24 protein-coding genes are annotated in these 25,299 nt (G+C 49.1%); all 24 read left to right on the top strand.

Going from position 1 to position 25,299, the window contains the following annotated elements; all coding sequences use genetic code 11:
• Positions 1-50 precede the first annotated feature (50 nt).
• The 24 genes from ACKQTC_RS02280 (at position 51) to ACKQTC_RS02165 (ending at position 25,298) form a co-directional block, all read left to right on the top strand.
• Positions 51-1,493, top strand: a complete 1,443-nt coding sequence (locus ACKQTC_RS02280) for a minor capsid protein (RefSeq protein WP_408976813.1) — start codon at positions 51-53, stop codon at positions 1,491-1,493.
• A gap of 14 nt (positions 1,494-1,507) precedes the next feature.
• Positions 1,508-1,678, top strand: a complete 171-nt coding sequence (locus ACKQTC_RS02275) for a hypothetical protein (protein ID WP_408976812.1) — start codon at positions 1,508-1,510, stop codon at positions 1,676-1,678.
• A 44-nt stretch (positions 1,679-1,722) separates the two neighbouring features.
• Complete coding sequence (locus tag ACKQTC_RS02270; protein ID WP_408976811.1) at positions 1,723-2,034, top strand: YjcQ family protein; 312 nt, start codon at positions 1,723-1,725, stop codon at positions 2,032-2,034.
• Positions 2,035-2,192: 158 nt separating this feature from the next.
• On the top strand, positions 2,193-2,759 hold the full coding sequence (locus ACKQTC_RS02265; protein WP_408976810.1) for a phage scaffolding protein: 567 nt from the start codon (positions 2,193-2,195) through the stop codon (positions 2,757-2,759).
• A gap of 102 nt (positions 2,760-2,861) precedes the next feature.
• Positions 2,862-3,674 carry a PP2C family protein-serine/threonine phosphatase gene (locus ACKQTC_RS02260; RefSeq protein WP_408976809.1) on the top strand — a complete coding sequence of 271 codons (813 nt, stop codon included), beginning with the start codon at positions 2,862-2,864 and terminating at the stop codon, positions 3,672-3,674.
• Positions 3,659-5,578 carry a Stk1 family PASTA domain-containing Ser/Thr kinase gene (gene pknB, locus ACKQTC_RS02255; RefSeq protein ID WP_408976808.1) on the top strand — a complete coding sequence of 640 codons (1,920 nt, stop codon included), beginning with the start codon at positions 3,659-3,661 and terminating at the stop codon, positions 5,576-5,578. The genes ACKQTC_RS02260 and pknB overlap by 16 nt, the downstream gene beginning before the upstream one ends.
• The gene (rsgA, locus tag ACKQTC_RS02250; protein ID WP_408976807.1) at positions 5,547-6,434 is read left to right on the top strand and encodes a ribosome small subunit-dependent GTPase A; all 888 of its coding nucleotides are present in this window, start codon (positions 5,547-5,549) and stop codon (positions 6,432-6,434) included. The genes pknB and rsgA overlap by 32 nt, the downstream gene beginning before the upstream one ends.
• A 13-nt stretch (positions 6,435-6,447) precedes the next feature.
• Positions 6,448-7,113 carry a ribulose-phosphate 3-epimerase gene (gene rpe / locus ACKQTC_RS02245; RefSeq protein ID WP_408976806.1) on the top strand — a complete coding sequence of 222 codons (666 nt, stop codon included), beginning with the start codon at positions 6,448-6,450 and terminating at the stop codon, positions 7,111-7,113.
• On the top strand, positions 7,110-8,108 hold the full coding sequence (gene plsX, locus ACKQTC_RS02240; RefSeq protein ID WP_408976805.1) for a phosphate acyltransferase PlsX: 999 nt from the start codon (positions 7,110-7,112) through the stop codon (positions 8,106-8,108). The genes rpe and plsX overlap by 4 nt, the downstream gene beginning before the upstream one ends.
• Position 8,109: 1 nt before the next feature.
• A complete protein-coding gene (gene acpP, locus ACKQTC_RS02235) occupies positions 8,110-8,340 on the top strand; it encodes an acyl carrier protein (protein WP_408976804.1) in 231 nt (76 codons plus the stop codon).
• A gap of 91 nt (positions 8,341-8,431) precedes the next feature.
• Entirely contained in the window at positions 8,432-8,905 is a 474-nt protein-coding gene (locus ACKQTC_RS02230) for a ribosome maturation factor RimP (RefSeq protein ID WP_408976803.1), read from the top strand.
• Positions 8,906-8,925: 20 nt separating this feature from the next.
• Positions 8,926-10,017, top strand: coding sequence for a transcription termination factor NusA (nusA, locus tag ACKQTC_RS02225; protein ID WP_408976802.1), 1,092 nt, complete (start codon positions 8,926-8,928; stop codon positions 10,015-10,017).
• Between the two features lie 14 nt (positions 10,018-10,031).
• The gene (gene rnpM, locus ACKQTC_RS02220) at positions 10,032-10,301 is read left to right on the top strand and encodes an RNase P modulator RnpM (RefSeq protein ID WP_408976801.1); all 270 of its coding nucleotides are present in this window, start codon (positions 10,032-10,034) and stop codon (positions 10,299-10,301) included.
• Positions 10,291-10,620, top strand: coding sequence for a L7Ae/L30e/S12e/Gadd45 family ribosomal protein (locus ACKQTC_RS02215; protein ID WP_408976800.1), 330 nt, complete (start codon positions 10,291-10,293; stop codon positions 10,618-10,620). Before rnpM ends, ACKQTC_RS02215 begins: the two co-directional genes overlap by 11 nt.
• A gap of 25 nt (positions 10,621-10,645) precedes the next feature.
• A complete protein-coding gene (infB, locus tag ACKQTC_RS02210) occupies positions 10,646-12,997 on the top strand; it encodes a translation initiation factor IF-2 (protein ID WP_408976799.1) in 2,352 nt (783 codons plus the stop codon).
• An 8-nt stretch (positions 12,998-13,005) separates the two neighbouring features.
• Positions 13,006-13,350 carry a 30S ribosome-binding factor RbfA gene (rbfA, locus tag ACKQTC_RS02205; RefSeq protein WP_408976798.1) on the top strand — a complete coding sequence of 115 codons (345 nt, stop codon included), beginning with the start codon at positions 13,006-13,008 and terminating at the stop codon, positions 13,348-13,350.
• The gene (locus ACKQTC_RS02200) at positions 13,328-14,317 is read left to right on the top strand and encodes a DHH family phosphoesterase (protein ID WP_408976797.1); all 990 of its coding nucleotides are present in this window, start codon (positions 13,328-13,330) and stop codon (positions 14,315-14,317) included. The genes rbfA and ACKQTC_RS02200 overlap by 23 nt, the downstream gene beginning before the upstream one ends.
• Complete coding sequence (gene truB / locus ACKQTC_RS02195; protein ID WP_408976796.1) at positions 14,314-15,189, top strand: tRNA pseudouridine(55) synthase TruB; 876 nt, start codon at positions 14,314-14,316, stop codon at positions 15,187-15,189. The genes ACKQTC_RS02200 and truB overlap by 4 nt, the downstream gene beginning before the upstream one ends.
• Positions 15,182-16,141: a riboflavin biosynthesis protein RibF gene (gene ribF / locus ACKQTC_RS02190; RefSeq protein ID WP_408976795.1), complete on the top strand. Its 960-nt coding sequence runs from the start codon at positions 15,182-15,184 to the stop codon at positions 16,139-16,141. Before truB ends, ribF begins: the two co-directional genes overlap by 8 nt.
• A gap of 116 nt (positions 16,142-16,257) precedes the next feature.
• Complete coding sequence (gene rpsO / locus ACKQTC_RS02185; protein WP_408976794.1) at positions 16,258-16,527, top strand: 30S ribosomal protein S15; 270 nt, start codon at positions 16,258-16,260, stop codon at positions 16,525-16,527.
• Between the two features lie 83 nt (positions 16,528-16,610).
• Positions 16,611-18,707, top strand: coding sequence for a polyribonucleotide nucleotidyltransferase (locus ACKQTC_RS02180; protein ID WP_408976793.1), 2,097 nt, complete (start codon positions 16,611-16,613; stop codon positions 18,705-18,707).
• A 95-nt stretch (positions 18,708-18,802) separates the two neighbouring features.
• Complete coding sequence (locus tag ACKQTC_RS02175) at positions 18,803-21,754, top strand: acyl-CoA dehydratase activase-related protein (RefSeq protein ID WP_408976792.1); 2,952 nt, start codon at positions 18,803-18,805, stop codon at positions 21,752-21,754.
• A gap of 38 nt (positions 21,755-21,792) precedes the next feature.
• A complete protein-coding gene (locus tag ACKQTC_RS02170; RefSeq protein WP_408976791.1) occupies positions 21,793-23,055 on the top strand; it encodes a 2-hydroxyglutaryl-CoA dehydratase in 1,263 nt (420 codons plus the stop codon).
• 74 nt (positions 23,056-23,129) lie between these two features.
• On the top strand, positions 23,130-25,298 hold the full coding sequence (locus ACKQTC_RS02165) for an ATP-dependent helicase (RefSeq protein ID WP_408976790.1): 2,169 nt from the start codon (positions 23,130-23,132) through the stop codon (positions 25,296-25,298).
• Position 25,299: the final 1 nt, after the last annotated feature.

Below are 25,299 nucleotides of genomic sequence, written 5' to 3'. Positions count from 1 at the left end.
ACACAGCAGGTTTGCGGATTTTCCGTGAACCTGCTTTTTTGTGTTTTTTAGTGTCAGATAGAACCTTCGCCCGGCGGGCCAGACAGGCCGGCGCCCTAACCGGCCAGATGGAGCGGGAGCTGGACAACGCCTCTAGGCGGGTCCGGATATCCCGGCTCCAGGCCGCCAAGGATACCCTCCGGCGGGAAATGCAGCTATTTTACAGCAGCTATGACCAAGACCTGGCCGACCACCTAAAAAAGCAGTATAGCGACACCTACCAAGCTACCCTAACCGGCCTAAAGGATACCGCCTTTATCACCATGCCCCATATAGACATGACCGTCTCCCGGCTAGACGCCGCCATCCGTAAACCCTGGGCAGTAGACGGCCTGACCTTCTCCCAGCGCCTGTGGAAAGACCAGGCCACCCTGGTCAACACCCTCCACCAAACCCTCAGCCGGCAAGTGGCCCTAAGCCTACCACCGGACGAGACCGTCAAGGCCCTGGTTACCGCCTTCCCGGAAAAGACCATGCGTAGCGCCATAGGCCGCCTGGTCATGACCGAATCCAACGCCATCGCCACCGCCGGCACCCAAGAAGCCTACAAGGCCACCGGCGTCAAGCAATACGAAATCGTCGCCACCCTGGACAGTAAGACCTCAACCATCTGTCAGGAAATGGACGGCAAACGGTTCCCCACCAGCAAGATGGAAATAGGCGCCACCGCTCCACCCTTCCACCCCTGGTGCCGGACCACAACCGCCCCCTACGACCCCGACTTTGACGACCTCCTACCCGACGGCCCCAGAGCCGCCAGAGAGGCAGACGGAAAGACCTACCTGACTAATGCCAGGACTTATAAGGAGTGGGTGGCAGAGGGGCAAGAAGAACCAGCGCAAAACTACAAGCCGCTTATTTTTGGCGACAAACCACAGGCCTATAAGCGTGGCCAGGTGAGTATCCAGGTCCTCCCGCTGCTGGGCCGCCAGAATACCATCCTTGTTTCAGATCGTGTGAAGCTAACTCGTAAGGAAGCTCATTTTGTCGATATGCAGCTAACAGAGGCATATGCCTTATTAGGCGACATTCAAGACTACAGTAAGCCCGCAGTCGTTATTGTAGATACCGCAGAGATGCAAACCGGGGCCTTAGCTTCTTATAACGCTGTAGAAAATAAGATCTACTTACTTCATGCCGCTACACAAAGAAAACGTTTGCTAGAGCTCCAGAAAGATTTATCCGAAGCAGGCAACGAATTAAGCACTTATGTGCATGAACTACTACATTGGCTGGATGCCCAGAGATACACAGCTAAACATGGAGTGATAACCCGAGAAAACTACCGTCAATACATTAAACGACTCAAGCGGGACAACAAACATCAACTTGACAAGTTGGGCATAAATGCCAATAATAGTGGTAAGATAAGTAGTTATGCTGGCTTTTCATTTAAGAATGGGGACTACGACGAAGTTTTCGCCGAATATCGGACAAAAAAGATTTTAGGTTAGGAGGTAAAAAAGAGATGGCTGTCATGGTTTGCTACCCACCAGATATAAAAAAAATGGTAGAAGAAGTTCGAAAATATGAAGATAAAGAAGAAAAACCCTTAGCGATACACGAAAAAGAAGAAAAAATAAGAGCATGGCATCGTGAGCAATCCCGTTTAGAAGAAGAAATAATATTACAGAGCTAAAAGCCACCCAACCCGGGTGGCTTTTGTGTTGAAAGGAGACGGTTATGGAAGAATTTCGTACGATATACCGTATTTTGAAAATTTTGCGGGAAGCCATGGAGTATGAAGAGTTTGACGCTGCAGCTATTTCGCCTGATTCTCTAGGTATTAGCAAACCTAAATGGGAGCAGCTTATGGCTATGCTGGTTAAAAATGGGTATATTGAAGGGGTTACTGTCATCCCTCTTTTAGGCAGACAAGCCGGCATCAAATTATCCCATCCTCAGATCACCTTAAAAGGCTTGGAATACCTGCAGGAAAATTCCATGATGAAAAAAGCTGCCAATCTTGCAAAGGGCATTGCGGAGCTAATTTAAGCGAGGTGATCCACTATCTCCCGTGCAGGGTAAAGCACACGACCTGGACAAGTCGTAAAAAGGTCTTTTTTCTATACCTAAAATTGGTTGCCCGACCTAAAACGGGAACGCCCGGTCATGGCGACGACCTAAAAAGCCTAGGCGAGAGAGGAGACCCCATGAATACAGACACCCTGAAAAAGTTAGGCCTAACCCAAGAGCAAATAGATGCAGTCATGGCAGAAAACGGTAAAGACATCAAGGCCGAGCAGGGCAAGGCGGAGAGCCTGAAAAAGGAAAGAGACACCCTCCAGGCCCAGCTGGTCGACGCCACCGAGACCATCAAGGGCTATAAGGACATGGACATTGATGCCATTCAGAAGTCCGCTGACGACTGGGAGGAAAAATACAAGGCCAGCGTCCAGGAACTGGAAGATCTCCGCTTTGATAGCCTCCTAGACAAGGGGCTAACCGGTAGCGGCGCCTATGACGCCGACATCGTGAAAAAGCTCCTGGCCCGGGAAGCCCTCCTGGTCAAAGACGGCAAGCTAGAGGGCCTAGACAAGCAACTGGCCCACATGCAGGAACACCGGCCCTACTTATTTGCACCGCAAGAAAAGCCAGATGAGCAGCAAGAGACTAAGCCAGAGGGCAGCGGCTTCAAGCCCTTTGTCCCTCCGGCCGGCGGCGATGGCGCCAGAGGGCCGGATAAAAACTTATCTCAGCAGCTGGATATATCATCCTAGATGTTATCTAAGCAATCACTTAGAAAATAAGACAGCCTTCCTTAGCTGTTTCCGCACTTTTGATTTTTTTCTGTCATCTTTTCATTTATAATCAATCATGGTATGATTAGCTTGATACATTACTGTGCGTTTATATGCAAATTTATACTGAAGAAGGTGACAGGCTTGTTGGTTGCTGGCCGTTCGCATATTGGCTTAGTGCGTAAAACGAATGAAGATGAATACTATTGTGATGGAAGGGGACGTTTTTTAATTATCGCTGATGGTATCGGTGGACATCAAAACGGGCATATTGCCAGCCAGCTGGCTGTTGATGAGCTGCATTGGTTTATAGAGGAGAATATCCACTTACCGGCTGAAGCCCTTCTCCGGGAGGGCTTTCAACGGGCGAATGCAAAGGTGCATAGCTATCAAGAAAACAAAACCAATGGGGGCATTATGGGGACGACCTTAACGGCCTTTATCATCCGTGATGGAAAATACTACCTCGGCCATTTGGGCGATTCACGAGCCTATATCCTTCATCAGAATAGCCTTCCTAACCAGCTGTCAAAAGACCATACCTTCTGGGCGGAATTAGAAAATTTAGATGAAGACATGCGCCAGGCTATGTTAAAAAATAGAGTAGATAGTCCTAAGAACACCTTGATGCGGGCTATTGGACCGGAGCCCAGTTGTGACCCTCAATTTTTGTCAGGTGACCTATCGGCAGGGGATATCTTACTGCTGATGACTGATGGTATGTATCGGTATACAAATGTGGAAGAAATGTATGAAGTCGTCAGCTACACCGATGACCTGGAAGAAGTGGCCTTGCGTTTTGAGCAATTGGCGTTAGAGCGTGGGGCCAGGGATAACCTGACAATTGTTCTCTATCGACAGGAAGGAGGCGGTCAACTGTGCAAGACATTCTAGGCGGTCGCTATGAAATCATCCGGAAAATTGGTGGTGGTGGAATGGCCATTGTTTATCTGGCCAAGGACACCTTTTTGGACCGGCAAGTTGCGGTTAAAGTCCTCCGGGAAGAATACGTCGAAGATCCGGAATTCTTACGGCATTTTAAAAAAGAGGCCAAGTCTATTGCGGCCTTAAACCATCCCAACATTGTCAATATCTATGATTTTGACGCCAGCCAAGATCCGGCCTACCTAGTCATGGAATTTGTTGAGGGGATGTCCATTAAGCAAATCATTAATGATGAGGGCTACCTCCCCTGGGACCAGGTCGCTGATATTGGCATCCAGGCGGCCCGGGGGTTAGACGCCGCCCACAAAAACCATATTATACATAAAGATGTTAAGAGCCATAATATCTTAGTTGATCGCAGTGGCCTAGTAAAAATTACAGACTTTGGCATTGCGCAAATGCTTTCCAGTACGACCATTACCCATAACAAGGGCATCTTAGGCTCAGCCCACTATTTTTCACCGGAGCAGGCCCGAGGGGAGCGGGTTGATGAAAAATCCGACATTTACTCCTTGGGGATTGTCCTATATGAGATGCTTTGCGGCCAGGTGCCTTTTACCAGTGACAACCCTGTCAGCGTTGCCTTAAAGCATATTCAAGAAGAGCCTGTCCCGCCAACATCCATTGTCCCCGGTATCCCGGTAGCAATGGAAGCCGTGGTCTTGAAGTGCCTGGAAAAAGACAAGGACCTTCGTTTCCGAGATATGGCAGAGCTGGCGGAAACCCTTGAGGTCATCCGGGAAACCGATGCTTCCGATATAACCGGCTACCAGCCAATGTCCGTTTTTCCGCAAGCAGAGGCGGACCTAGACCCGATGAATGATACCCTGGCCCTGCCGCGGAACCTAACCCAAAAACACACAGACATGCCGGCGCCAACCAAACAAGAAAGCAAAAAAGTCTCTAAGGATAAAAAACGGGCAGATCGGAAAAAGCGCTGGACGCGGATGCTCATCTTCCTTTTAGTCTTGCTCGCTGCCTTTGGGACGTTGAAAATTGCCCAGTCATTTATTGGCGGCGGGAATATAGAAGTGCCTTCTGTCATTGGCTTTTCCTATCCGGATGCAGAACAGATTATTGCCCAAGAGGGCTTGCGCATTAAGGAAATTGATACCGAATATAGTGATGAGATTGAAAAAGGGGCCATCATTAGTCAGGATCCGGTAGCCGGCAAAAAGGTTAGAAAAGGCCGCCTTATCGGCGTTGTCGTCAGCCGAGGCCCTAAAAAAATAGAAGTGCCGGACTTAGAGGGACAAACAGAGGCTGAAGCTAGAGAAGCTTTAGCGGATGCCAAGCTGCGCCTTGGTAAGGTCCAGACGGACTATGACAGCAGTGTCCCGGAAGGAAAGGTCATTTCCCAGTCACCCCGGTCCGGTAAAGAAGTCGACAAGGATACGGCTATAGACATTACGGTGAGCTTGGGCAAAAAACCGGAATACGCCACCATGCCGGACCTCCGGGGGATGAAGCTTTCGGAAGCCCGGTCAGCCTTAGCCGGCCGTGGCCTGACTGTATCTTCTACCAGTGAAGAAGAAACTTCAAATGATGACAAGGACCGCGTTATCGGTCAATCCATTGAACCTGGTGCCGAACTTGAAAAAGGGACCGGCGTTACCCTCACTATTGGGACGGGCAGACACGTTAGTGAAGATGTTCCTGTCAATGTGTCCTTTGTCTTACCGGAAAAGGGAGTCGTCGTTATTACCCAAACGGATGCATCAGGGAACCAAACCATGCTCTACCGCGGCGTCCATGAAGAAGGGGAGTCCTTTAGTAAAAATTATAATGCCCCCTCCGGAAGTAAGCTACACATTAGCCTGAATGGCAGAGAAATTAATCAAATCAACACTTAGTGAGGTGACTATGAAAGGCCGGGTTTTAACTGCACATGGTGGATTTTATGAGGTACTTACAGAAGGGGGCCTCTATACCTGCCGCTTGCGCGGGAAAAATAAAAGAGGAGAGCAGATTGCTGTTGCCGGAGACTGGGTGCTTATCGAGCCTAGCAAAAAGGCGGAAGGGACGATAGAATCCATCTATCCCAGAAAGAATGCCTTACACCGGCCCAGTCTGTCAAATATTGATCAATTAATTATCCTATCCGCCTTGCAAGATCCGGAAGTGGATTTTTTACTGGTTGACCGCCTTCTGGTAATCGCCCACTACCATCAAATCAGACCGCTTTTGGTTTTCAATAAGGCCGACTTGACTGCCGACTTAACAGCCATCCAGACCTACTACCGCGATAGCTACCCGGTTTTTCGAATCAGCGCCCGAGACCGGCTAGGGGTAGAGGGCTTGCTGGATGAATTAAGCGGAAAAACCACCGCCATCGCCGGCCAATCCGGCGTGGGAAAATCAACCCTCATTAATGCCTTAACAGGCAGTGATGACCAGGCCACCGCCTCAGTGAGCGATAAATTAAAGCGGGGGCGGCACACCACCCGGACCACCCGCTTTATCCCTTTTGAAAGTGGCTTTATTGTCGATACACCCGGTTTCAACATGCTCCACCTGCCCAAGGATTTAGAAGGAAGGGACCTATCTCACTACTACCCTGACTTTATGGACCAGGCAGATGGCTGCCAGTATAGAGACTGTCTGCATATCAATGAACCGGTATGCGGTGTTAAAACAGCTGTTCATTCGGGTATACTATCCGATAAACGCTATCAGAATTACTGCACTTTACTATCCGAACTAGAGTAAGAGGGGGCTGCTTGTGTCTATAATCATTTCACCGTCTCTTTTATCCGCTAATTTTGCCCGGCTCGAAGATGAATTAAAAGCCATCGATCAAGCCGGAGCACCCTGGCTTCACCTGGATGTCATGGATGGCCTTTTTGTGCCTAATATTTCTTTCGGGATCCCTGTCATCAAGGCCATTCGCAAGGTCTCCGACCTCTTTTTTGACTGCCACTTGATGATTGCCGAGCCCAGCCGCTACTTAAAAGACTTCGCCGATGCCGGCGCTGATTTAATTACAGTCCATGAGGAAGCCAGCCGGGATGTTCGTCAAACCCTGGCCGATATCAAGGCCCTGGGCTGTAAGGCCGGCCTTTCCATCAACCCGGAAACTCCCCTTTCAGCTGTTGAACCCTATTTGACTGAAGCTGACCTGATTTTACTTATGAGCGTCCACCCGGGATTTGGGGGCCAGTCCTTTATAGACATCACCTTTAAGATCAAAGAACTCCGTCGGCTCATGGATGAAGCCGGCTCTAAAGCTATTCTCCAGGTAGATGGTGGCATTACCACAGATAACGCCAAGGCGGTTGTCGATGCTGGGGCCAAGTGCCTCGTTGCCGGATCAGCTATATTTGGCAAAGAGGACCGAAAAGCGGCCCTGGAAGGGATTCTAGCAGCCACCGGCAAGGAGGCTCAATGAAGATAGCCGTAGATGCAATGGGAGGCGACTATGCACCAAAAGAAGTCGTCCTAGGTGCCTGCCAAGCCCTCCAACAATTTCCGGAAATAGAGGAAATTGTCCTAGTAGGCGATGAAGCCCAGATTAAGCCTTTTATCGATGAGCAGGTCAAGGACCGCCTATCGATTGTACATACCGATGAGGTCATCGGCATGAATGAACACCCGGCGACAGCCTTCCGTCAGAAAAAACAAGCTTCTGTTCGCCTCGCGACAGATCTCGTCCGTGATGGCCATTGCGATGGTATCGTCTCCTGCGGAAACACCGGAGCCCAAATGGCTTCAGCCATCTTTCGCCTAGGCCGGATTAAGGGGATTAAGAGACCGGCCATTGCCGTTCTTCTACCGACCCTCCAGGGACCCAAGCTCTTAGTTGATGCCGGGGCCAATACCCAGGTCGACCCAGATAACCTTCTGGACTTCGCCACCATGGGTGCCGTATACATGCAGCTTTTAACCGGTCAGCCGGCCAAGGTGGCCCTCATCAACAATGGGGCTGAAGAAGAAAAGGGCAGCGACCTTACCCAAGCAAGCCACCAATTGCTGAAACAATCTGACCTTCACTTTATAGGCAATATAGAAGGACGGGAAATTACCGAGGGCACTGCTGATGTCATGGTTTGTGATGGCTTTACCGGCAATGTCATCTTAAAAACCCTTGAAGGCTTTGGTAAAAATATTTTTAAACTTTTAAAGAGAGAAATTGAAAAGAGTGCCCGCTATAAGATGGGGGCCCTTTTACTCAAACCGGCTTTTTATGGCCTCAAAGATACCATGGATCCTAAAGCCGTTGGCGGCGCCCCCCTCCTTGGGGTCAAGGGCGTCAGCATTGTCTGTCACGGGAATAGTGACGCAAGAGCCGTCGTCAATGGTATCCTTGTTGCCAAAGAATGTATCGAAGCCCAACTCATCTCTCAGATAGAAGAAGCTGTAGCAAAAGATGGAATGGAGGAATAATATGACCACCTTTGAACAAGTGAAAGAAATCGTCGCCAACCAATTGTCCATTGACCCGGCTAAGATTACCGAGCATACGACCTTTGAAGAAGTAGAGGCAGATTCCTTAGACGTCGTAGAAGTGATTATGAATATTGAAAGTGAATTTAATGTCGACCTGCCTGATGAAGAGGTAGAGGGATTTAAAAATGTCGGAGAGCTCTCTAAGTATGTAGACCAGTTGTTATCCTAATTTGCTATACGCTTAATTCTATGTTATACTTATTAGCGGAAAGAGTGGGCCAGCCCACTCTTTCCTATTTATTAAAGGTGGTGAACACCCTATGAATGCAACCGAATCCTACATTGAAAAACATTTTGCGTCCCTTTTAGAATCCTATGGCTTTGAATTGGTTGACGTTGAATACAGAAAAGAAGGCGGCGATTATTTCTTACGGTTATTCTGTGATCGTCTAGCTGAGGATGAACATATAGATTTAAACGATTGCGAAAAAATCAATCGGCTTTTAGGAGAGGCCCTAGACCAGCGTGAAGACCTGCCGATTAAGGGGGCCTATCGCTTAGAGGTTTCTTCCCCGGGGATTGAACGGCCACTGAAAAAACCGCAAGACTTCATCCGTTTTACCGGTCAATTGGTTTCCGTCAAGCTTTATAAGGCTGTCGATAGCCTAAAAACCCTTGTCGGTAGCTTGGAAAAGGCAGATGAAGAAGGCATTACCCTGGTCACATCTTCCGGGGGATCCTATCAGCTGGCATATACTGATATTGCTAAAGCGAACTTATATTTTGAATTTTAACAGAGGTATTGAGGTGGAGCATGAAGAAAAAGGCTAAGAAAGACTCCCTGCGAGAAATTCTTACTTTACTGGAAATAGAAAAGGGCTTAAAGCCGGCTGTCATTGAAGAAGCCATTAAAACATCTCTGGTTTCGGCCTATAAGAAAAACTATGGCAGCGATGTGAATGTCCGCATTGAGTTTAACAGCAAAACAGATGCCATCGATGTCTTTATCGACCGCATCGTCGTTGCTGAAGTGGAAGACCCCCAAACGGAAATTGCCCTACTCGATGCTCAGGAAAGTTACCCCCATGCTAAAATCGGGGATACGATTTCTGAAAAAGAAGAACCGAAAAATTTCGGCCGGATTGCAGCGCAAACGGCCAAGCAAGTCATTGTGCAGAAATTACGCGAAGCCGAACGTGGACATGTCTTCAAAGAATTTGCCAGCCGCGAGTCTGATATCGTCACCGGGATTGTTGACCGGATCGACCATGGGGTATGTACTGTACGGCTCAATAATGCAGATGGTATGTTGCCTGTAGCGGAACAAATCCCCGGCGAAGACATCCAAGCCGGCCAACGGCTCAAGGCCTATATTGTCGAAGTTCGCAATGCAGCTAAAGGGCCACAAATTATCCTTTCTCGTATCCATGCCGACTTGCTCAGCCGTTTATTTGAGCTTGAAGTCCCTGAAATTCAGGATGGCTATGTGGAAATCAAGTCGGTGGCTAGAGAAGCCGGTATGCGGTCTAAAATAGCTGTTGCTTCCAACGATGAAAATATCGACCCGGTCGGTGCCTGTGTTGGACCGAATGGGTCTCGGGTACGGGCTGTTGTCGATGAGTTGAACGGCGAAAAGATCGATATTATCAACTGGGAACCGTCGCCAGACTTATACATTGCCGAATCTCTTAGTCCCTCTGTGGTCATCGATGTCTTGGTCGATGAAGAGGAAAATAAGGCGATTGTTGTCGTGCCGGATGACCAGTTGTCACTGGCCATTGGCAAAGAGGGGCAAAATGCCCGTTTAGCCGCTAAGTTGACCGGCTGGAAAATCGATATAAAAAGCAAAAGCCAAGCGGACGAGCAGGAGATTAATTATAATTTTATTTTTTCAGATGAAATGTAATTAAGAGGTGGACCATGACAAAAAAAGTGCCTGAAAGGACCTGTTTGTCCTGTGGTGAGAAACTGCCAAAAAGAGAATTAATTCGCATTGTGCGAGATAGCAAGGGTGCCTTCCATCTTGATCCAAGTGGGAAAATGCCGGGAAGGGGCGCTTATTTATGCGGTCGTGAAATTTGCAGCTTAGATAAGTCCTTCCGCAAAAGGCTCCAAGCTTCTTTTAAAACGTCCGTAACAGACGAAGCTTTTGAGGCACTCCTGGCCGAGGTTCAAGCCTATGTTAAGTGAAGTGGTTGAAAAGAAAATCTTAAGTCTTTTAGGTTTTGCCCAAAAGGCTAAAAAAATCACCTCAGGCGATGCCAATGTGCGAGCCCTTCTGAAAAAAGACCAAGTCAAATTACTCGTCATCGCAGATGATCTCAGCGAAGAAGCTAAAAACCGCTGGTACCGTAAAGCCGAAAGCTTTGACCTGCCATGCTTTTCTTTTTCAAATAAAAGTGCAATAGGTTTAGCCATGGGCCAGTCGCCCAGAGCCATCGTTGCCCTTTTAGATGACTCATTTGCAGATGCAATCTTAAAATGCAGGATGGAATCTATGGAAAAATAAAACCAGAAAGAATCGGGGTGTGATGATGGGAAAAGTACGAATCTATGAACTCGCTAAAGAGCTGAAACAAGATTCTAAGACGATTATTCAGGAACTGGAAAAAATGCAGGTGCCGGTGAAAAACCACATGAGCACGGTTTCTGAGTCTGTCGCTCAAGATATCAAAAACAAATTCAGCCATGAAGCAAAGTCTACCGCACCATCTAATAAAACAGCTGATAAAAATAAAACACATAAGGGTGCCAAGGGCAACCCGTCAAGCCAAGCTTCTCATCAGGAAAAGAAGGGGCAGGCAGGGGGAGGCGCCGGGCATCATCATAAAAAAGATGGTCAAAAATCTGAGCATAAGCACCAGTCGAATGGGCAGCAAAAAGGCAACCATGTTGACCAGAAAAAAGGGGAAAAATCCCATAGCCAGAAAAACGTCAACAAAAGACAAAAGCAACAAAACCGTCCAAATGACAATCGGTCTTCTCATCAAAACAACCATTCAAATAGAAACGATAAGAACGGTCAAAACAGAAACCAGTCCTTTAACAAGAAAAATCGCAAGGGGAAAAAGGACAAACGCCATAATAAGCGGGCGCCCCAACATGAACCGCGCGAATTTGCTGAAGTTAAGCACCATGTCGTGATTAATGAAACCATCACTGTCCAAGACCTGGCCCGTCAGTTGAGTAAAAAGGCCAGTGAAATCATCATGAAACTCATGAGCCTGGGCATGATGGCAACCATGAATCAGGAATTGGACGCCGATACGGCTTCCATTATTGCTGAAGAATATGGGGCAACCGTTGAAGTTAAAACCACCATGGAAGAGGACTTACTCAAGGAACTGGAAGTCGAAGATAATCCTCATGACCTGCGTAAACGTCCCTCTGTTGTCACCATCATGGGGCACGTTGACCATGGTAAGACCTCCCTCCTGGATAAGATTCGCCAAACGAACGTAACCATCCAAGAAGCCGGCGGGATTACCCAGCAGATTGGTGCTTACCAGGTGCGCTTTAATAATGAGCGCATTACCTTCCTGGATACTCCAGGCCACGAAGCCTTTACTTCCATGCGGGCCCGGGGGGCACAAATTACCGACATTGCCATCCTTGTAGTCGCTGCAGATGATGGGGTCATGCCGCAAACCATTGAAGCCATTGACCATGCGAAAGCGGCAGAAGTGCCCATTATTGTGGCCATCAATAAAATAGACAAACCTGACGCCAACCCGGAAGTGGTCAAGCAAGAGCTGACCCAGTACGGCATTGTGGCTGAAGAATGGGGCGGCGACGCCATTATGGTCCCGGTATCTGCCAAACGGGGCGATGGTATTGAAGAGCTGCTAGAGATGATCCTTTTGGTTGCTGAAATGGAAGACCTGAAGGCCAACCCCAACCGTCACGCCGTCGGGAAGGTTGTTGAATCCAAGCTGGATAAAAGCCGTGGGGTTGTAGCAACCCTCCTGGTTCAAAACGGGACCCTTCATAGCGGTGACTTCGTCATTGCCGGCTCCACCCAAGGGCGGATTCGGGCCATGTTTGACTACAATGGCAAGCCCTTAGAAAAAGCCGGCCCTTCAACACCGGCAGAAATTCTCGGGCTCAGTGAAGTGCCGGAAGCCGGGGACGACTTTGCAGCCGTTGCCAATGAAAAACTGGCCAAACAACTGGCTGAAAAACGTCAACAAGAAAAGCACATGAAAGAAATTAGTCGGGGGTCGGCGGTTTCCCTGGAAGAATTGTTCAGCCAGATCCAAGAAGGCGATGTCCGGGAATTGAATATCGTTTTAAAAGCAGATACCCAGGGGTCTATCGAAGCCATGCGCCAATCTTTAGAGGGATTAGGTACAGAAGAGGTCCGGGTCAATATTATCCGAACGGCTGTCGGTGGTATCCGGGAATCTGACGTTATGCTGGCCATGGCCTCCCAGGCTGTTATCATTGGCTTTAATGTCCGGCCGGATATCAACGCCAAGAAGTTAGCTGACAAGGAAAATGTCGATATCAATACCTATCGCATTATCTATGAAGCCATCGATGACGTTAAAAATGCCCTGAGCGGTCTTTTAGCTCCTGAAATTCGGGAAGTTGACCTGGGCCAAGCAGAGGTCCGGAGCGTTTTTAAGGTACCTAAGATTGGGAATGTCGCCGGCTGCTATGTCACTGACGGTAAAATTGTCCGCAATGCCAATATCCGGATTCTTCGCGACAGCGTCGTCATTTATGACGGTGAAATGGCCTCTTTAAAACGCTTTAAAGATGATGTTAAAGAGGTCGCTGCTGGGTATGAATGTGGTATCGGATTTGAAAAATTCAATGACATCAAAGAAGGTGACGTCTTCGAAGCGTACACCTTTGAAGAAATTAAACGCGAACTCTCTTAGGAGGTAGTATGGCCAATATAGAGCGGGTAGCTGAAGAAATTAAAAGAGACATGACGGATATCATTCGGTCAGAAATCAATGATCCGCGTATCGACAGCTTAATCAGTGTCACTGAGGTATCTGTAAGCGGGGACCTGGGCTATGCCAAGGTCTACATCAGCAAACTGGGTAAGGATGAGGAACGTCAGGAAGTCGTTGATGTTTTGAACAAGGCCAGCGGCTATATCCGGACCCTTTTAAGCAAGCGGTTAAAAACCCGGACGGTTCCTGCTTTGGAATTTTTATTGGACGACTCAATGATTTACGGCGCTAAGATAGATGGGATTTTAAATGACCTCAAAAATGATCAATAACAATGATATGGCCATTCGCTCTGCCCTTGAGGACGCAGAGCGGATTGCTATTTTTTCGCACATTCATCCGGATGGAGACGCCATTGGAGCCCAACTGGGCTTGGCCCAGGTTTTACGACAGTTAGGTAAGACAGTGGACATTTATAATCAAACCGGCCGGCCGGAAAGCTTTGCCTTTCTGCCCGGCATGAATGACTTATCCCCCTGGACTGACCAAAGCCCTGAGCCGGATGTGAAAATAGCCCTGGACTGCGGCAACCTGGACCGGCTCGGCCTAAGCCAGGCCGCCTGGGCCGGCAAAAGAACCATTACCATTGACCACCATGCCGGCCATGAGCCCTTCTCGGATTTAAACTATGTAGATAGCGAGTCCCCGGCTACCTGTGCCATTATGGCCGACCTGTGCCGGAAGTGGGGCTTCCCGGTTTCAGCAGAGGCGGCGACCTGCCTTTTAACCGGTATCCACACCGATACCGGGTCCTTTCGCTATGAAAAAACCTCAGCCGATACCTTTTCCACAGCTGCCTGGCTGATGACCTGTGGGGCAGACTTAGCTGCCATTCGCTACCATGTCTTTGAAAGTACTTCAAAGGCGCGCTTCCAGTTGCTCAATGCCCTGTATAATTCCAGCGAATTTATCTTTGACGGTAAAGTCGCCGTAGCGGAAATCTCCCATGACCTCATGGCCTCTCTGGGGGTTGCGGATGATGAGGTCCACGGCTTGGTCGGTCAGCTGAAGGAAGTGCAGGGGGTTGAGTTATCCATCCTGCTTCGCGAACTAGCCACTGGCGAAATAAAAGTCAGCTTACGGAGCAAGCAGTATGTCGACTGTAACCAATTGGCCGGCGAATTTGGCGGTGGCGGACACGTACGTGCTGCCGGCTGTAAGTTGAAGCTGCCGATGGCAGAGGCCCGCCAAGTCCTTACCGAAAGGGCCCGTAGCTACTTGAAAAGGGAGGCCTTATGATTAACGGCATCCTCGTCATTGATAAACCGGCCGGTTTAACCTCCCACGATGTAGTCAGCCGGTTACGGAAGGTCTTCAAGCAAAGGCGGATCGGCCATACGGGAACCTTGGATCCGGATGCAACAGGAGTCTTACCCATCTGCCTGGGGCAGGCGACCCGGTTGGCTGAATATTTAACAGCAGATGATAAATCCTACCAGGCCCAGCTTGTTTTTGGCCAGGCCACAGACAGCCTAGATGCCTCCGGCGAGGTGGTTGAGGAAACGGACCTGCCGGACTTAAGTACAGAGGCCTTTGCAGCCCTCCTGGAGGGTTTTTTAGGTGAGCAAATGCAAATCCCGCCTAAGTATTCGGCCATTAAGATAGACGGTGTCCCCCTCTACAAACTGGCCCGAGCAGGCAGGCCCCTACCGGAAGTGAAGGCCCGGCAGATTACCATCAAAGAAATCCAGCTCCATACATATGACCGACACCAGGCCTGTTTTTCAGTAACTGTCAGCAAGGGCACCTATATCCGGTCCCTTTGTGCAGATATCGGCCAGGCCGCTGGATCTTCTGCCCATATGGCCAGCTTGCGCCGCTTATCCAGCGGACAATTTGACCTTTCCCAGGCCATTCCCTTAGCCCAGTTAGAAGAAGCTACGGATCCAGCTGCCTATATTATTCCCATGTACGAAGCCATGAAAGGTTATCCCCAACTTGCCTTAACTGGGGATGAGCAGAAACGGGTCCAGAATGGGAATGCCATCCCCCTACAGGCCAACGCTGGGATAGAAGGGGGCCCGGTTGTTGCAAGTCATCTGGATAAGATGGTCGCAATCGGCTTTATAAAAGACGCGGAATTTCAACCTAAAAAGGTTTTTAATGACTAGAGGTAGGCGAAATATGAAAATATACCATTCATTTAAAGAAGTTCCCAATCAGGCAAGAGTCCTTGTCCTAGGCCACTTTGATGGACTCCACCTAGGTCACCAGGCCCTGATCCAAAAGGGCTATGAAATGGCTCAAAAGCTTGGCATACCCCTGATGGTTGCCACTTTTTACCCCCAGTTTCAGTCCTTGGCTGACCCTGGTTTTAAATATATTATGAGTCAAGAAACAAAAATGAAGCGGCTTGAGGACTTGGCTGTTGACGAAGTTTTTTCGGTGCCCTTTGATAAAAGGATTGCCGAACTGCCCCCGGAAGCTTTTGCCCGGGACCTCCTTCAAAAAACGCTGACAGCCAAGGGCCTGGTAGTGGGCTTTGACTACACCTTTGGTCACCAGGCCAGGGGGAAGGCCCAGGACCTGGTCGACCTTGTGGCCCCTATTCCGGTGGAAGTGATTCCGGCTTACAAGTGCGATGGGCAGGTCTTGAGCAGTACCGTCATCCGTCAGCTGCTTCGACAAGGGGACGTCGCCCAGGTGGAGACCTATCTGGGCTACCCCTACCAGCTCTGTGGAGAGGTCATCCATGGGCTGGCCAATGGCCGGAAGTTTCTGGTTCCAACGGCCAATATTTCCTTGCCAAAAGACCTGCTCCTACCCAGGCCCGGGGTCTATGCCGGCCGGTGTTTTTTAGCCGACAAGCCGCACCAGATTTTTCATTCCGTCATTAATATTGGCACCAAGCCAACGGTCAATGATGACCCCTTTGAAACGGTTGAAGCCTACCTTATGGATTTTGACCGGGATATTTACGGCGAAAGGCTTTGCGTCCGTGATTTGCACTTTTTGCGGGGTATCACCAAGTTTGCCTCTTTTCCAGAATTGAAGGCAGCCATTATGAAGGATATCGAAATGGGCAGGGCATATTTAGCTGAGAAATATAAGCCTATGTCTTGACGCCCCCTGCACTATTTTGTATAATTAAGTAGTTGAATTGGACCGAAGCACAGTCTACCGTTTCTCCGGCGAGGACTTTGTTTCCGGTGACACTCATTTTAAGGAGGAAAATAATTATGGCATTAGATCAAGCTAAAAAACAAGAAATCATCAAGGAATATCAAACCCATGAAGGTGACACCGGGTCCCCGGAAGTACAAGTCGCCTTATTAAGCTATCGGATTAATTACTTGACCGAGCACTTAAAAAGCAATAAAAAAGACCACCACTCTCGTCGTGGCCTATTAAAAATGGTCGGCCAACGGAGAGGGTTATTAAATTACCTGATGAAAATCGATATGGATCGCTATCGTAATCTCATCTCGAAGCTTGGCTTACGTCGGTAAGTGAAGCCAACTGGTAAGCGTATACATTGCCAAGGCGCTTTTGTGTCCTTGGCAATTTTTATAAATTCGTGAGGAGGCTTTATATGGATACAGTGATTCGCCGGTCAATGCAGTTAGCCGGAAGAACACTAAGCCTGGAGACTGGCCATTTAGCCAAGCAGGCCAGCGGTTCGGTCCTGGTTCGGTACGGGGATACCGTTGTCTTGGTCACCGCTACAGGTAGCCAAGAACCCCGGGAAGGTATTGACTTTTTCCCTTTAACCGTTGACTTTGAAGAAAAAATGTACGCCGCCGGGAAAGTCCCCGGCAGCTTCTTGCGCCGTGAAGGCCGGGCATCAGAACAGGCAACCCTATCTGCCCGCTTAATCGATCGACCGATTCGACCCCTATTTCCGAAGGGCTACCGGAATGATGTGCAGATTGTTGCCACGGTCCTATGCGTTGATCCGGATAATCCCCCGGATATGGCAGCCATGATCGGGGCATCTTGTGCCCTGCATTTATCCCATATTCCCTTTTTAGGCCCGATTGCAGGGGTCCATGTCGGCTATGTGGATGGGGAAATGATGATTAATCCCAACCATGCCGAAAGGGAAGCCAGCCTGCTGGACCTAGCTGTAGCAGGGACCCACGACGCCATTATGATGGTAGAAGCCGGTGCCCAGGAAGTCTCAGAAGAGGTCATTCTGGAGGGGATTCTCGAAGGCCACAAGGCCATTCAAGCATTAACCGACTTAATTGAGGACATGCGCCAGGAAGCCCTGGAAAAGGGGATTGCCAAAGAAAAAATCGCCTTCGATCCCCCGGCGATTGACCCAGATATTCAAGCAGCTGTTAAAGAGGCAGCCTGGGATGATTTAACGGCTGCCCTAAAAATTGTCAACAAAAAAGACCGTGACCAAGCCATTGCAGCGGCTAAAGACAAGGCCCTAACCCTCCTCATCGACCGCTTTGAAGAGGGCGAAGGGGAGATCAAGCAGGCCCTGGATGACTTAACCAAAGCCATCGTCCGCCGGTTAATTACCCACGATAAAATCCGCCCGGATGGCCGGGCCTTAGATGAAGTCCGCCCCCTGACCTGTGAAGTGGACCTCTTGCCGCGGACCCACGGGAGTGCTGTCTTTACCCGGGGGCAGACGCAAATTCTTTCTGTTGTGACCCTTGGGTCCACAAGAGATAACCAACCCCTGGACGGCCTGGATGATGAAAGCAGCCGTCGCTACCTCCACCATTACAATTTCCCACCCTACAGCGTTGGGGAAACCCGGCCGATTCGGGGCCCAGGCAGACGGGAAATTGGTCATGGGGTCCTGGCCCGGCGGGCTCTAGAGCCGGTGATTCCTGATATTGAAGACTTCCCCTATATGATTCGGGTGGTGTCAGAAGCCATCGAATCCAATGGGTCCACTTCAATGGCCTCTGTATGTGGCAGTACCCTGAGCCTCATGGCTGCAGGGGTTCCCATTAAAAAACCGGTATCCGGCGTGGCCATGGGCCTCATCCGTGAAGAAGACCAATTCAGCGTCCTGACCGACTTACAAGGACTGGAAGATGCTCTTGGGGATATGGACTTTAAGGTCGCCGGTACCTCAGATGGGGTAACCGCCATCCAAATGGACATCAAGATTAATGGCATTAACAAGGCTATTTTAGAGCAGGCCTTGAAGCAGGCCAAGGAAGGGCGCTTGTTCATCTTGGATACCATGCTCAAATGCATTGATGCACCCCGGACAGAATTATCACCCTTTGCCCCTCGAATTGAATCCTTTAAAATTGATGTGGATAAAATTAAGGATGTCATCGGCAGTGGCGGCAAAACCATTAAAAAGATTATCGAGTTAACGGGTGTTCAAATCGATGTAGAAGAGGATGGCACAGTGAGCGTCTTATCAAATGATGCACAAGCAGCAGACCAGGCAGTCAAAATGATCCAAGACATTGTCAAGGATCCGGAGGTTGGGGAAATTTACACCGGCAAAGTCGTTCGTATCATGGACTTCGGTGCTTTTGTAAATATTCTACCCGGCAAAGATGGCCTGGTTCATATCTCTCAACTGGATAAAAAACGGGTCAATAAAGTGGAAGATGTCGTCAAAGTCGGCGATGAAGTAACGGTTAAAGTGATCGAAATCGACCGGATGGGACGGATTAATCTATCACGGAAAGCCCTACTCGATTAAGCATTCTTTTCCCTAAAATTGGGTATGAATTCAAGTACGGTGAATTCATACCTTTTTTAGTTATATATTTTACAAAAAGTTGGAGGGGGAGTTTCTTGTACCATATTGGATTAGATATCGGGTCGACCACCCTTAAAATGGCTGTCAAGGATGACGCCGGTCACTTGGTCTACCAATCTTACAAGCGCCACCGCTCTTTCATACGTGACATTGCGGTTGAATCAATGGGTGAAGTCATTGATATCATAGGTACAGATCAACAAGTAACGATAGCTGTCACCGGGTCAGCAGGTATGGGCTTTGCTGAACAAGTCAACCTACCCTTTATTCAGGAGGTTGTCGCTACACAATTAGCTGTTGAAGATGCTTACGATGATATAGATGTTGTCATTGAGCTTGGGGGAGAGGACGCTAAAATCCTCTTCTTGACCGGCGGCACAGAAGTCCGGATGAACGGCAGTTGTGCCGGGGGGACAGGGGCCTTTATTGACCAAATGGCCGTCCTTTTAGATACCGACCTGGCCCAATTAGATGAATGGGCCCTAAAGGCCAAGCACATCTATCCGATTGCTTCTCGCTGTGGTGTTTTCGCGAAAACGGACGTGCAGCCCTTGTTAAACCAAGGGGCCGATAAGGCCGATGTGGCCATGAGTATTTTTCATGCCGTTGTGAACCAGACCATTGGTGGCCTGGCCCAGGGGCGGGAAATCAAGGGGAAGGTCATGTTCCTCGGTGGACCGCTAACCTTTTTAAAAGGGCTTCAACAGGCCTTTAAAGAGGTCTTAGCCCGGGATGAAGATGACTATCTTTTCCCTGACAATGCCCAATACTTCGTAGCCTATGGGGCTTCCTTGTATAGCAAATCAGAAGAGAGCATGTTGGCTGGCGACCTCCTTGAGGCCATTGAAAAGCAACAGGAGGGCCACCAGTTTGAAAGTCATGTTGCCCCTCTTTTTGAAAGTCTGGCCGAATATGAGGCTTTTATCCAGCGACATAGTGAGACCGCTGTGCCCCGGGCTGACCTGACCACTTATACCGGCAAGGCCTATTTGGGTATCGATGCCGGGTCTACAACGGTTAAGCTGGTGGTCATCGGTGAAGATGAAGAGCTCCTGTTTGAAAGCTATGAGGCCTCAAATGGGAAGCCGGTTGAATTTGTTCGCCAGGCCCTACTTAAAATCTATGAAAGCAATCCGACCATCAACCTGGTTTCCGGCGCAGTGACCGGTTACGGGGAAGAACTGGTGAAAACAGCCCTGCAAATTGACTATGGCCTGGTTGAAACCATGGCCCACTTAACAGCCGCCCAGGCCTTCCAGCCCAATGTAGACTTTATCATAGACATTGGCGGCCAGGATATGAAATGCTTCCGCATCAAGGATGGGTTCATCGACACCATCTTCTTAAACGAAGCCTGTTCATCCGGCTGTGGATCCTTTATTTCAACCTTTGCCAGCGCCCTGGGCTATAATGTCGCCGACTTTGCCAAGTTGGGCTTATTTGCCAAGCACCCTGTTGAATTGGGCTCCAGGTGTACGGTCTTTATGAACTCTTCCGTTAAACAAGCCCAGAAGGAGGGGGCCAGTGTTGAAGATATTTCTGCCGGCCTGTCCATGTCTGTGGTTAAAAATGCCCTCTATAAGGTTATCCGGGTGAATTCCGCAGAAGACCTGGGTCAGCACATTGTCGTTCAAGGCGGAACCTTCTACAACGATGCCATTTTACGGGCCTTTGAACGTGAAATTGGTGGCCAGGTCATCCGGCCGGAAATCGCCGGCCTCATGGGGGCCTATGGCTGCGCCTTATTTGCCAAAAGCCAACCCGAAAAGGACCAGTCAACCATCCTGAAGAAAGAAGACCTGGAAGACTTCGAGCAAAAAACCACCACCCGGATTTGTCAGCTCTGTGGCAACCATTGCCAGCTGACTATTAACCAGTTCAGCGGTGGCCGGGAACTCATTGCCGGTAATCGGTGTGAACGGCCCCTCTATAAAGATGGGCAAAAACGCGACCACCTACCAAATGAAATGAACTTTAAGCGTCAATTGATCAGCCAGGCCCGGGCCAGAGGAAAACGGACCATGGACAATTGCCGGGGGACCATCGGCCTCCCCTTGGGCTTAAATATCTATGAGATGTACCCCTTCTGGATGGCCTTTTGGAAGGCCCTCCGCTTTAGGGTAATCTTATCGCCCTTTGGCACCAAGGATACCTACCTGGCCGGCCAGGCAACCATTCCATCAGATACCGTTTGCTATCCGGCAAAACTCATGCACGGCCAGGTCCTTAACCTTATCGATCAGGGTGTCGATGCCATCTTTTACCCCTGCCTCACCTATAACTTTGACGAAAATATTAGCGATAACCACTACAACTGCCCGGTGGTCGCCTACTATCCCCAGGTCTTAGAAGCCAATATGAAGGCCCTCAAGGACGTCAAATTTTTATATCCCTTTTATGGGGTCCACAACCGGAAGAAGTTCACCAAGGCCATCAGCCAAGATATTCAGGCAACCTTTGGTATTCCGTCCAAAGAAACCAAGCAGGCGGTCGATGCCGCCTATAAGGCCATGGACGACTACCATCATAAAATCCTGGACTTCGGGACTCAGGCCATTGAAAAGGCCCGGGCGGTTAGAGCGCCCATTATCGTGCTCGCCGGTCGGCCCTACCACATTGATCCAGAAATCAACCATGGAATTGACCAATTAATTGAAACCTTTAATGCGGTGGTTGTAACAGAGGATGGCCTCCCCATGGACCCTGACCATATCGAGACAGATATCCTGAACCAGTGGACCTACCATGCCCGCCTCTACAATGCAGCTAAACTGGTGCGGGATACAGATGACATGTACCTGGTCCAACTGGTCAGCTTTGGCTGTGGACTAGATGCCATCACCACCGATGAGGTAAGGGATATCCTAGAAGAAAAAGAAGACATCTATACCCAGATCAAAATCGATGAAATCAACAACCTGGGCGCTGTCCGTATCCGGCTCCGTAGCCTATTTGCGACCATTGCCCAGCAGCAAAACAAACAGTAAATGCTACTCAAAACTTCTTAGGAGGTGACGAACCGGCCATGTCTACCACAAACCGCGTTGTGTTTACTGAAGAAATGAAAGAAACGCATACCATTTTAGTCCCGATGATGCTACCCATTCATTTTAAGTTTTTACAGCGCATTTTAGAGATGGAAGGGTATAAAATAGACGTTTTAACCGGTCAGGGGCAGGAGCTCATTGATACCGGTTTGAAATACACCCACAATGACACCTGCTATCCGGCCCAGCTGACCATCGGCCAGCTCATGCAGGCCGCCTTAAGTGGGAAGTATGATACCGACCGGATTGCCTTACTGCTCATGCAAACCGGCGGTGGCTGTCGGGCATCCAACTATGTCAGCCTCCTCCGAAAGGCTTTAAAACAAGCCCATATGGAGCATATCCCAGTCCTGTCCTTTAATCTTTTAGGCCTGGAAAAGAACCCAGGCTTTACCCTGTCAAAAGACCTCATCCACCGGATGGCTGTAGGCGTCCTCTATGGGGATGTCCTGATGGACCTCTATAACCAAACCCTGCCTTACGAAGTCCATTCGGGGGACTGTGACGCCCTGGTAGAGACCCTGGTCGAAGAGCTTTGTGATAAGTTCAAGCGGCATGAAGCCTTTAAGGACAAGGATATTGTCCGGGAAAGCAGAGATATCCTACAACGCTTTTCTGAAATCGAAGTTCGCGAGGAAGAGCGAATTCGGGTTGGGATTGTCGGGGAAATTTATGTTAAATTCGCCCCCCTGGGCAATAATAACCTGGAAGCCTTCCTCCGGTCAGAGGGGGCAGAGGTCGTGGTCCCGGGCTTAATGGACTTCGTCCTTTACACCATTGATGCCGGCATTGAAGATAATAAACTCTACGGAACCGGCTTCATTAAGCGCCTTGTCTCCGAATACCTCTACCGACGGGTGATCCGCCTGCAAAATAACATCATTGACCAGTATGCCGACTACCCCCGATTTAAGGCCCCGGCTCATTTTGAAGAAACCAAGGGGCAGGCTGCTGAAATTGTCCATGTGGGCACGAAAATGGGGGAAGGCTGGCTCCTAACCGGTGAAATGGTAGAGCTCATTAATAGTGGGGTCAACAACATCGTCTGTACCCAGCCCTTCGGCTGCCTGCCCAACCATATTGTTGGCCGGGGGATGATGCGCAAAATTAAGGAAATTTATCCGGAAGCAAATATTGTCCCCATTGACTATGATGCCAGCGCCACCCAGGTCAACCAGGAAAACCGACTCAAGTTAATGTTATCCTCAGCAAGGTCCCAAGCAAATAAAAAGCCGCTTTAAAGCGGCTTTTTATTTGCTTGAAGTTATTCTTTATGAGATAATATATTATAAGATAAGAAAGGAAGGGATATGGTTTGCAAATAGAGGAATTAAATGAAAGCCAACGGCTAGCTGTAGAAACAACAGAGGGGCCCTTGCTAATACTGGCCGGCGCCGGTAGTGGGAAAACAAAGGCGATCACCTACCGGATTGCCTATCTAATTGAAAAAATGCAGGTATCCCCTTATCATATCCTAGCCATAACCTTCACCAATAAAGCGGCCCAAGAACTCCAAGAGCGGATTAGCCGCCTCATCGGCCCTGAAGGACGTCGGGTCTGGGCCAAAACCTTTCACGCGACAGCCCTGAATATTTTACGCTTTGAAAACGATTTGATTCCCTATGAGGATAACTTCGTTATTTTTGATGCAGCTGACCAGCAAACGGTCATTAAAAGGGTTCTAAAAGAGGCAAAAATTGACGAAAAGTCCCTGACGCCACGGGCCTTACTTGCCGATATTTCCCGGGAGAAAAATGCCTTACATCGCCCGGAAGATACCCGCCGCTTGGCCCAGGGAGATGGCAGCTCTGAAAACCTGGCAACCCTTTATGAGGCCTATCAACGGGCCTTGAAGCAGCAGAATGCCATGGACTTTGATGACATTATTTTTGAATTGATCCGCTTATTTGAAAGCCAGCCTGACGTTTTAAAAAAATACCAGGACCGGTTTAAATATATTATGGTCGATGAATACCAGGATACCAATTACGCCCAGTACACCCTAATCAAGCTTCTGGCTGACCAGCACAAAAACATCTGCGTTGTTGGCGATGATGACCAGTCCATTTATGAATGGCGGGGGGCTGATATCCGTAATATCCTGGATTTTGAACACCAATACCCGCAGGCCAAGGTCATCAAGCTCGAGGAAAATTACCGGTCCAGCCAGTTTATTTTAAAGGCAGCTAATGGCGTCATTGCCAATAACCAGGAACGGAAGGACAAGAGCCTATGGACTGAACGACCTGATGGCGAAAGGGTCAAGCTCTATACGGCCCTGGATGATACAGATGAGGCCTTTTTTATTTCCCGTCATATCAACCAACTACTGGGAGATGACAGCGGCTATAGCTACAAGGACTTTGCTGTCCTCTGCCGGATGACCGCCCAATTCCGGAAAATTGAAGAAGACTTTATCCAGCGGAAGATCCCCTATAAAATTTTTGGGGGCATTAAGTTCTACAGTCGAAAGGAAATCAAAGACATTATGGCCTACTTAAGCCTCTTGTCTAACCCCTATGACTTTATCTCCCTGGAAAGGGCCTTACAGACTCCTCGGCGGGGTATTGGAGACGGCAGCATTGAAAAGATCCGCCAATTGATGCGGTCTGAAAATATCACCGGCATCGACGCTTTAGCCCGGGCTCGGGAAGTTATTAGCACAAAAAAAATACTAGCTGCTATTGACGTCTTCCTCAAGCTTTTAGCAGATGCCAAGCAAATCTATGAAGGCAATTACAGTATTGCCGAACTAACCAACTTCCTCTTAGACGAAAGTGGCTACCGGACCATGCTGACAGAGGAGGACTCTGTAGAAGCCGAAACCCGGCTAGACTACATCAACCAGTTTTTAGCAACGACAGCTGAATTTGATGCCAGCCATGAAGACCTTGAGGATGCCTCCTTGACGGTCTTTTTATCAGACCTGGCCCTTTATACTGACACAGATGACTACCAAAACAACCAGGATACGGTTTCCATCATGACCCTCCACTCCGCCAAGGGGTTGGAGTTTCCAGTTGTCTTCATTCCCGGTATGGAAGAAGGGATTTTCCCACATGCCTACCGTTTGGTAGATGAAAGTGACTTAGAAGAGGAACGACGCCTCTGCTATGTTGGCATTACCCGGGCAGAAGACCACCTTTTCCTCTTACGGGCCGAAAAACGGATGCTCTATGGCAAGATGCAGGCAAACCTGCCTTCTCGTTTCCTAGATGAAATTCCATCCTTGGTTTTAGATGACTTAAATAGCCGGCATAATAAGAATACACCGGCCAAGGAAACCAAACACGTCAAACGGTCTAAGGCAGAAGACGTCACCTACTTGGTAGGCGATAAAATCAACCACCAACTCTGGGGCAAGGGAGCTGTTGTCGCTGTTGATGACAAGGGACCCTTTACGCAAATTAGCGTGATGTTCCCGGATATGGGCTTAAAGAAGCTCATTTCAGCCTACGCTCCCATTCAAAAAATAGAGGATTAAA

The organism is Peptococcus simiae, assembly GCF_046097595.1.
Lineage (GTDB): Bacteria > Bacillota > Peptococcia > Peptococcales > Peptococcaceae > Peptococcus > Peptococcus simiae.
The sequence above is the reverse complement of the archived record's forward strand: the minus strand, read 5'-3'. Positions and strand labels throughout refer to the sequence as shown.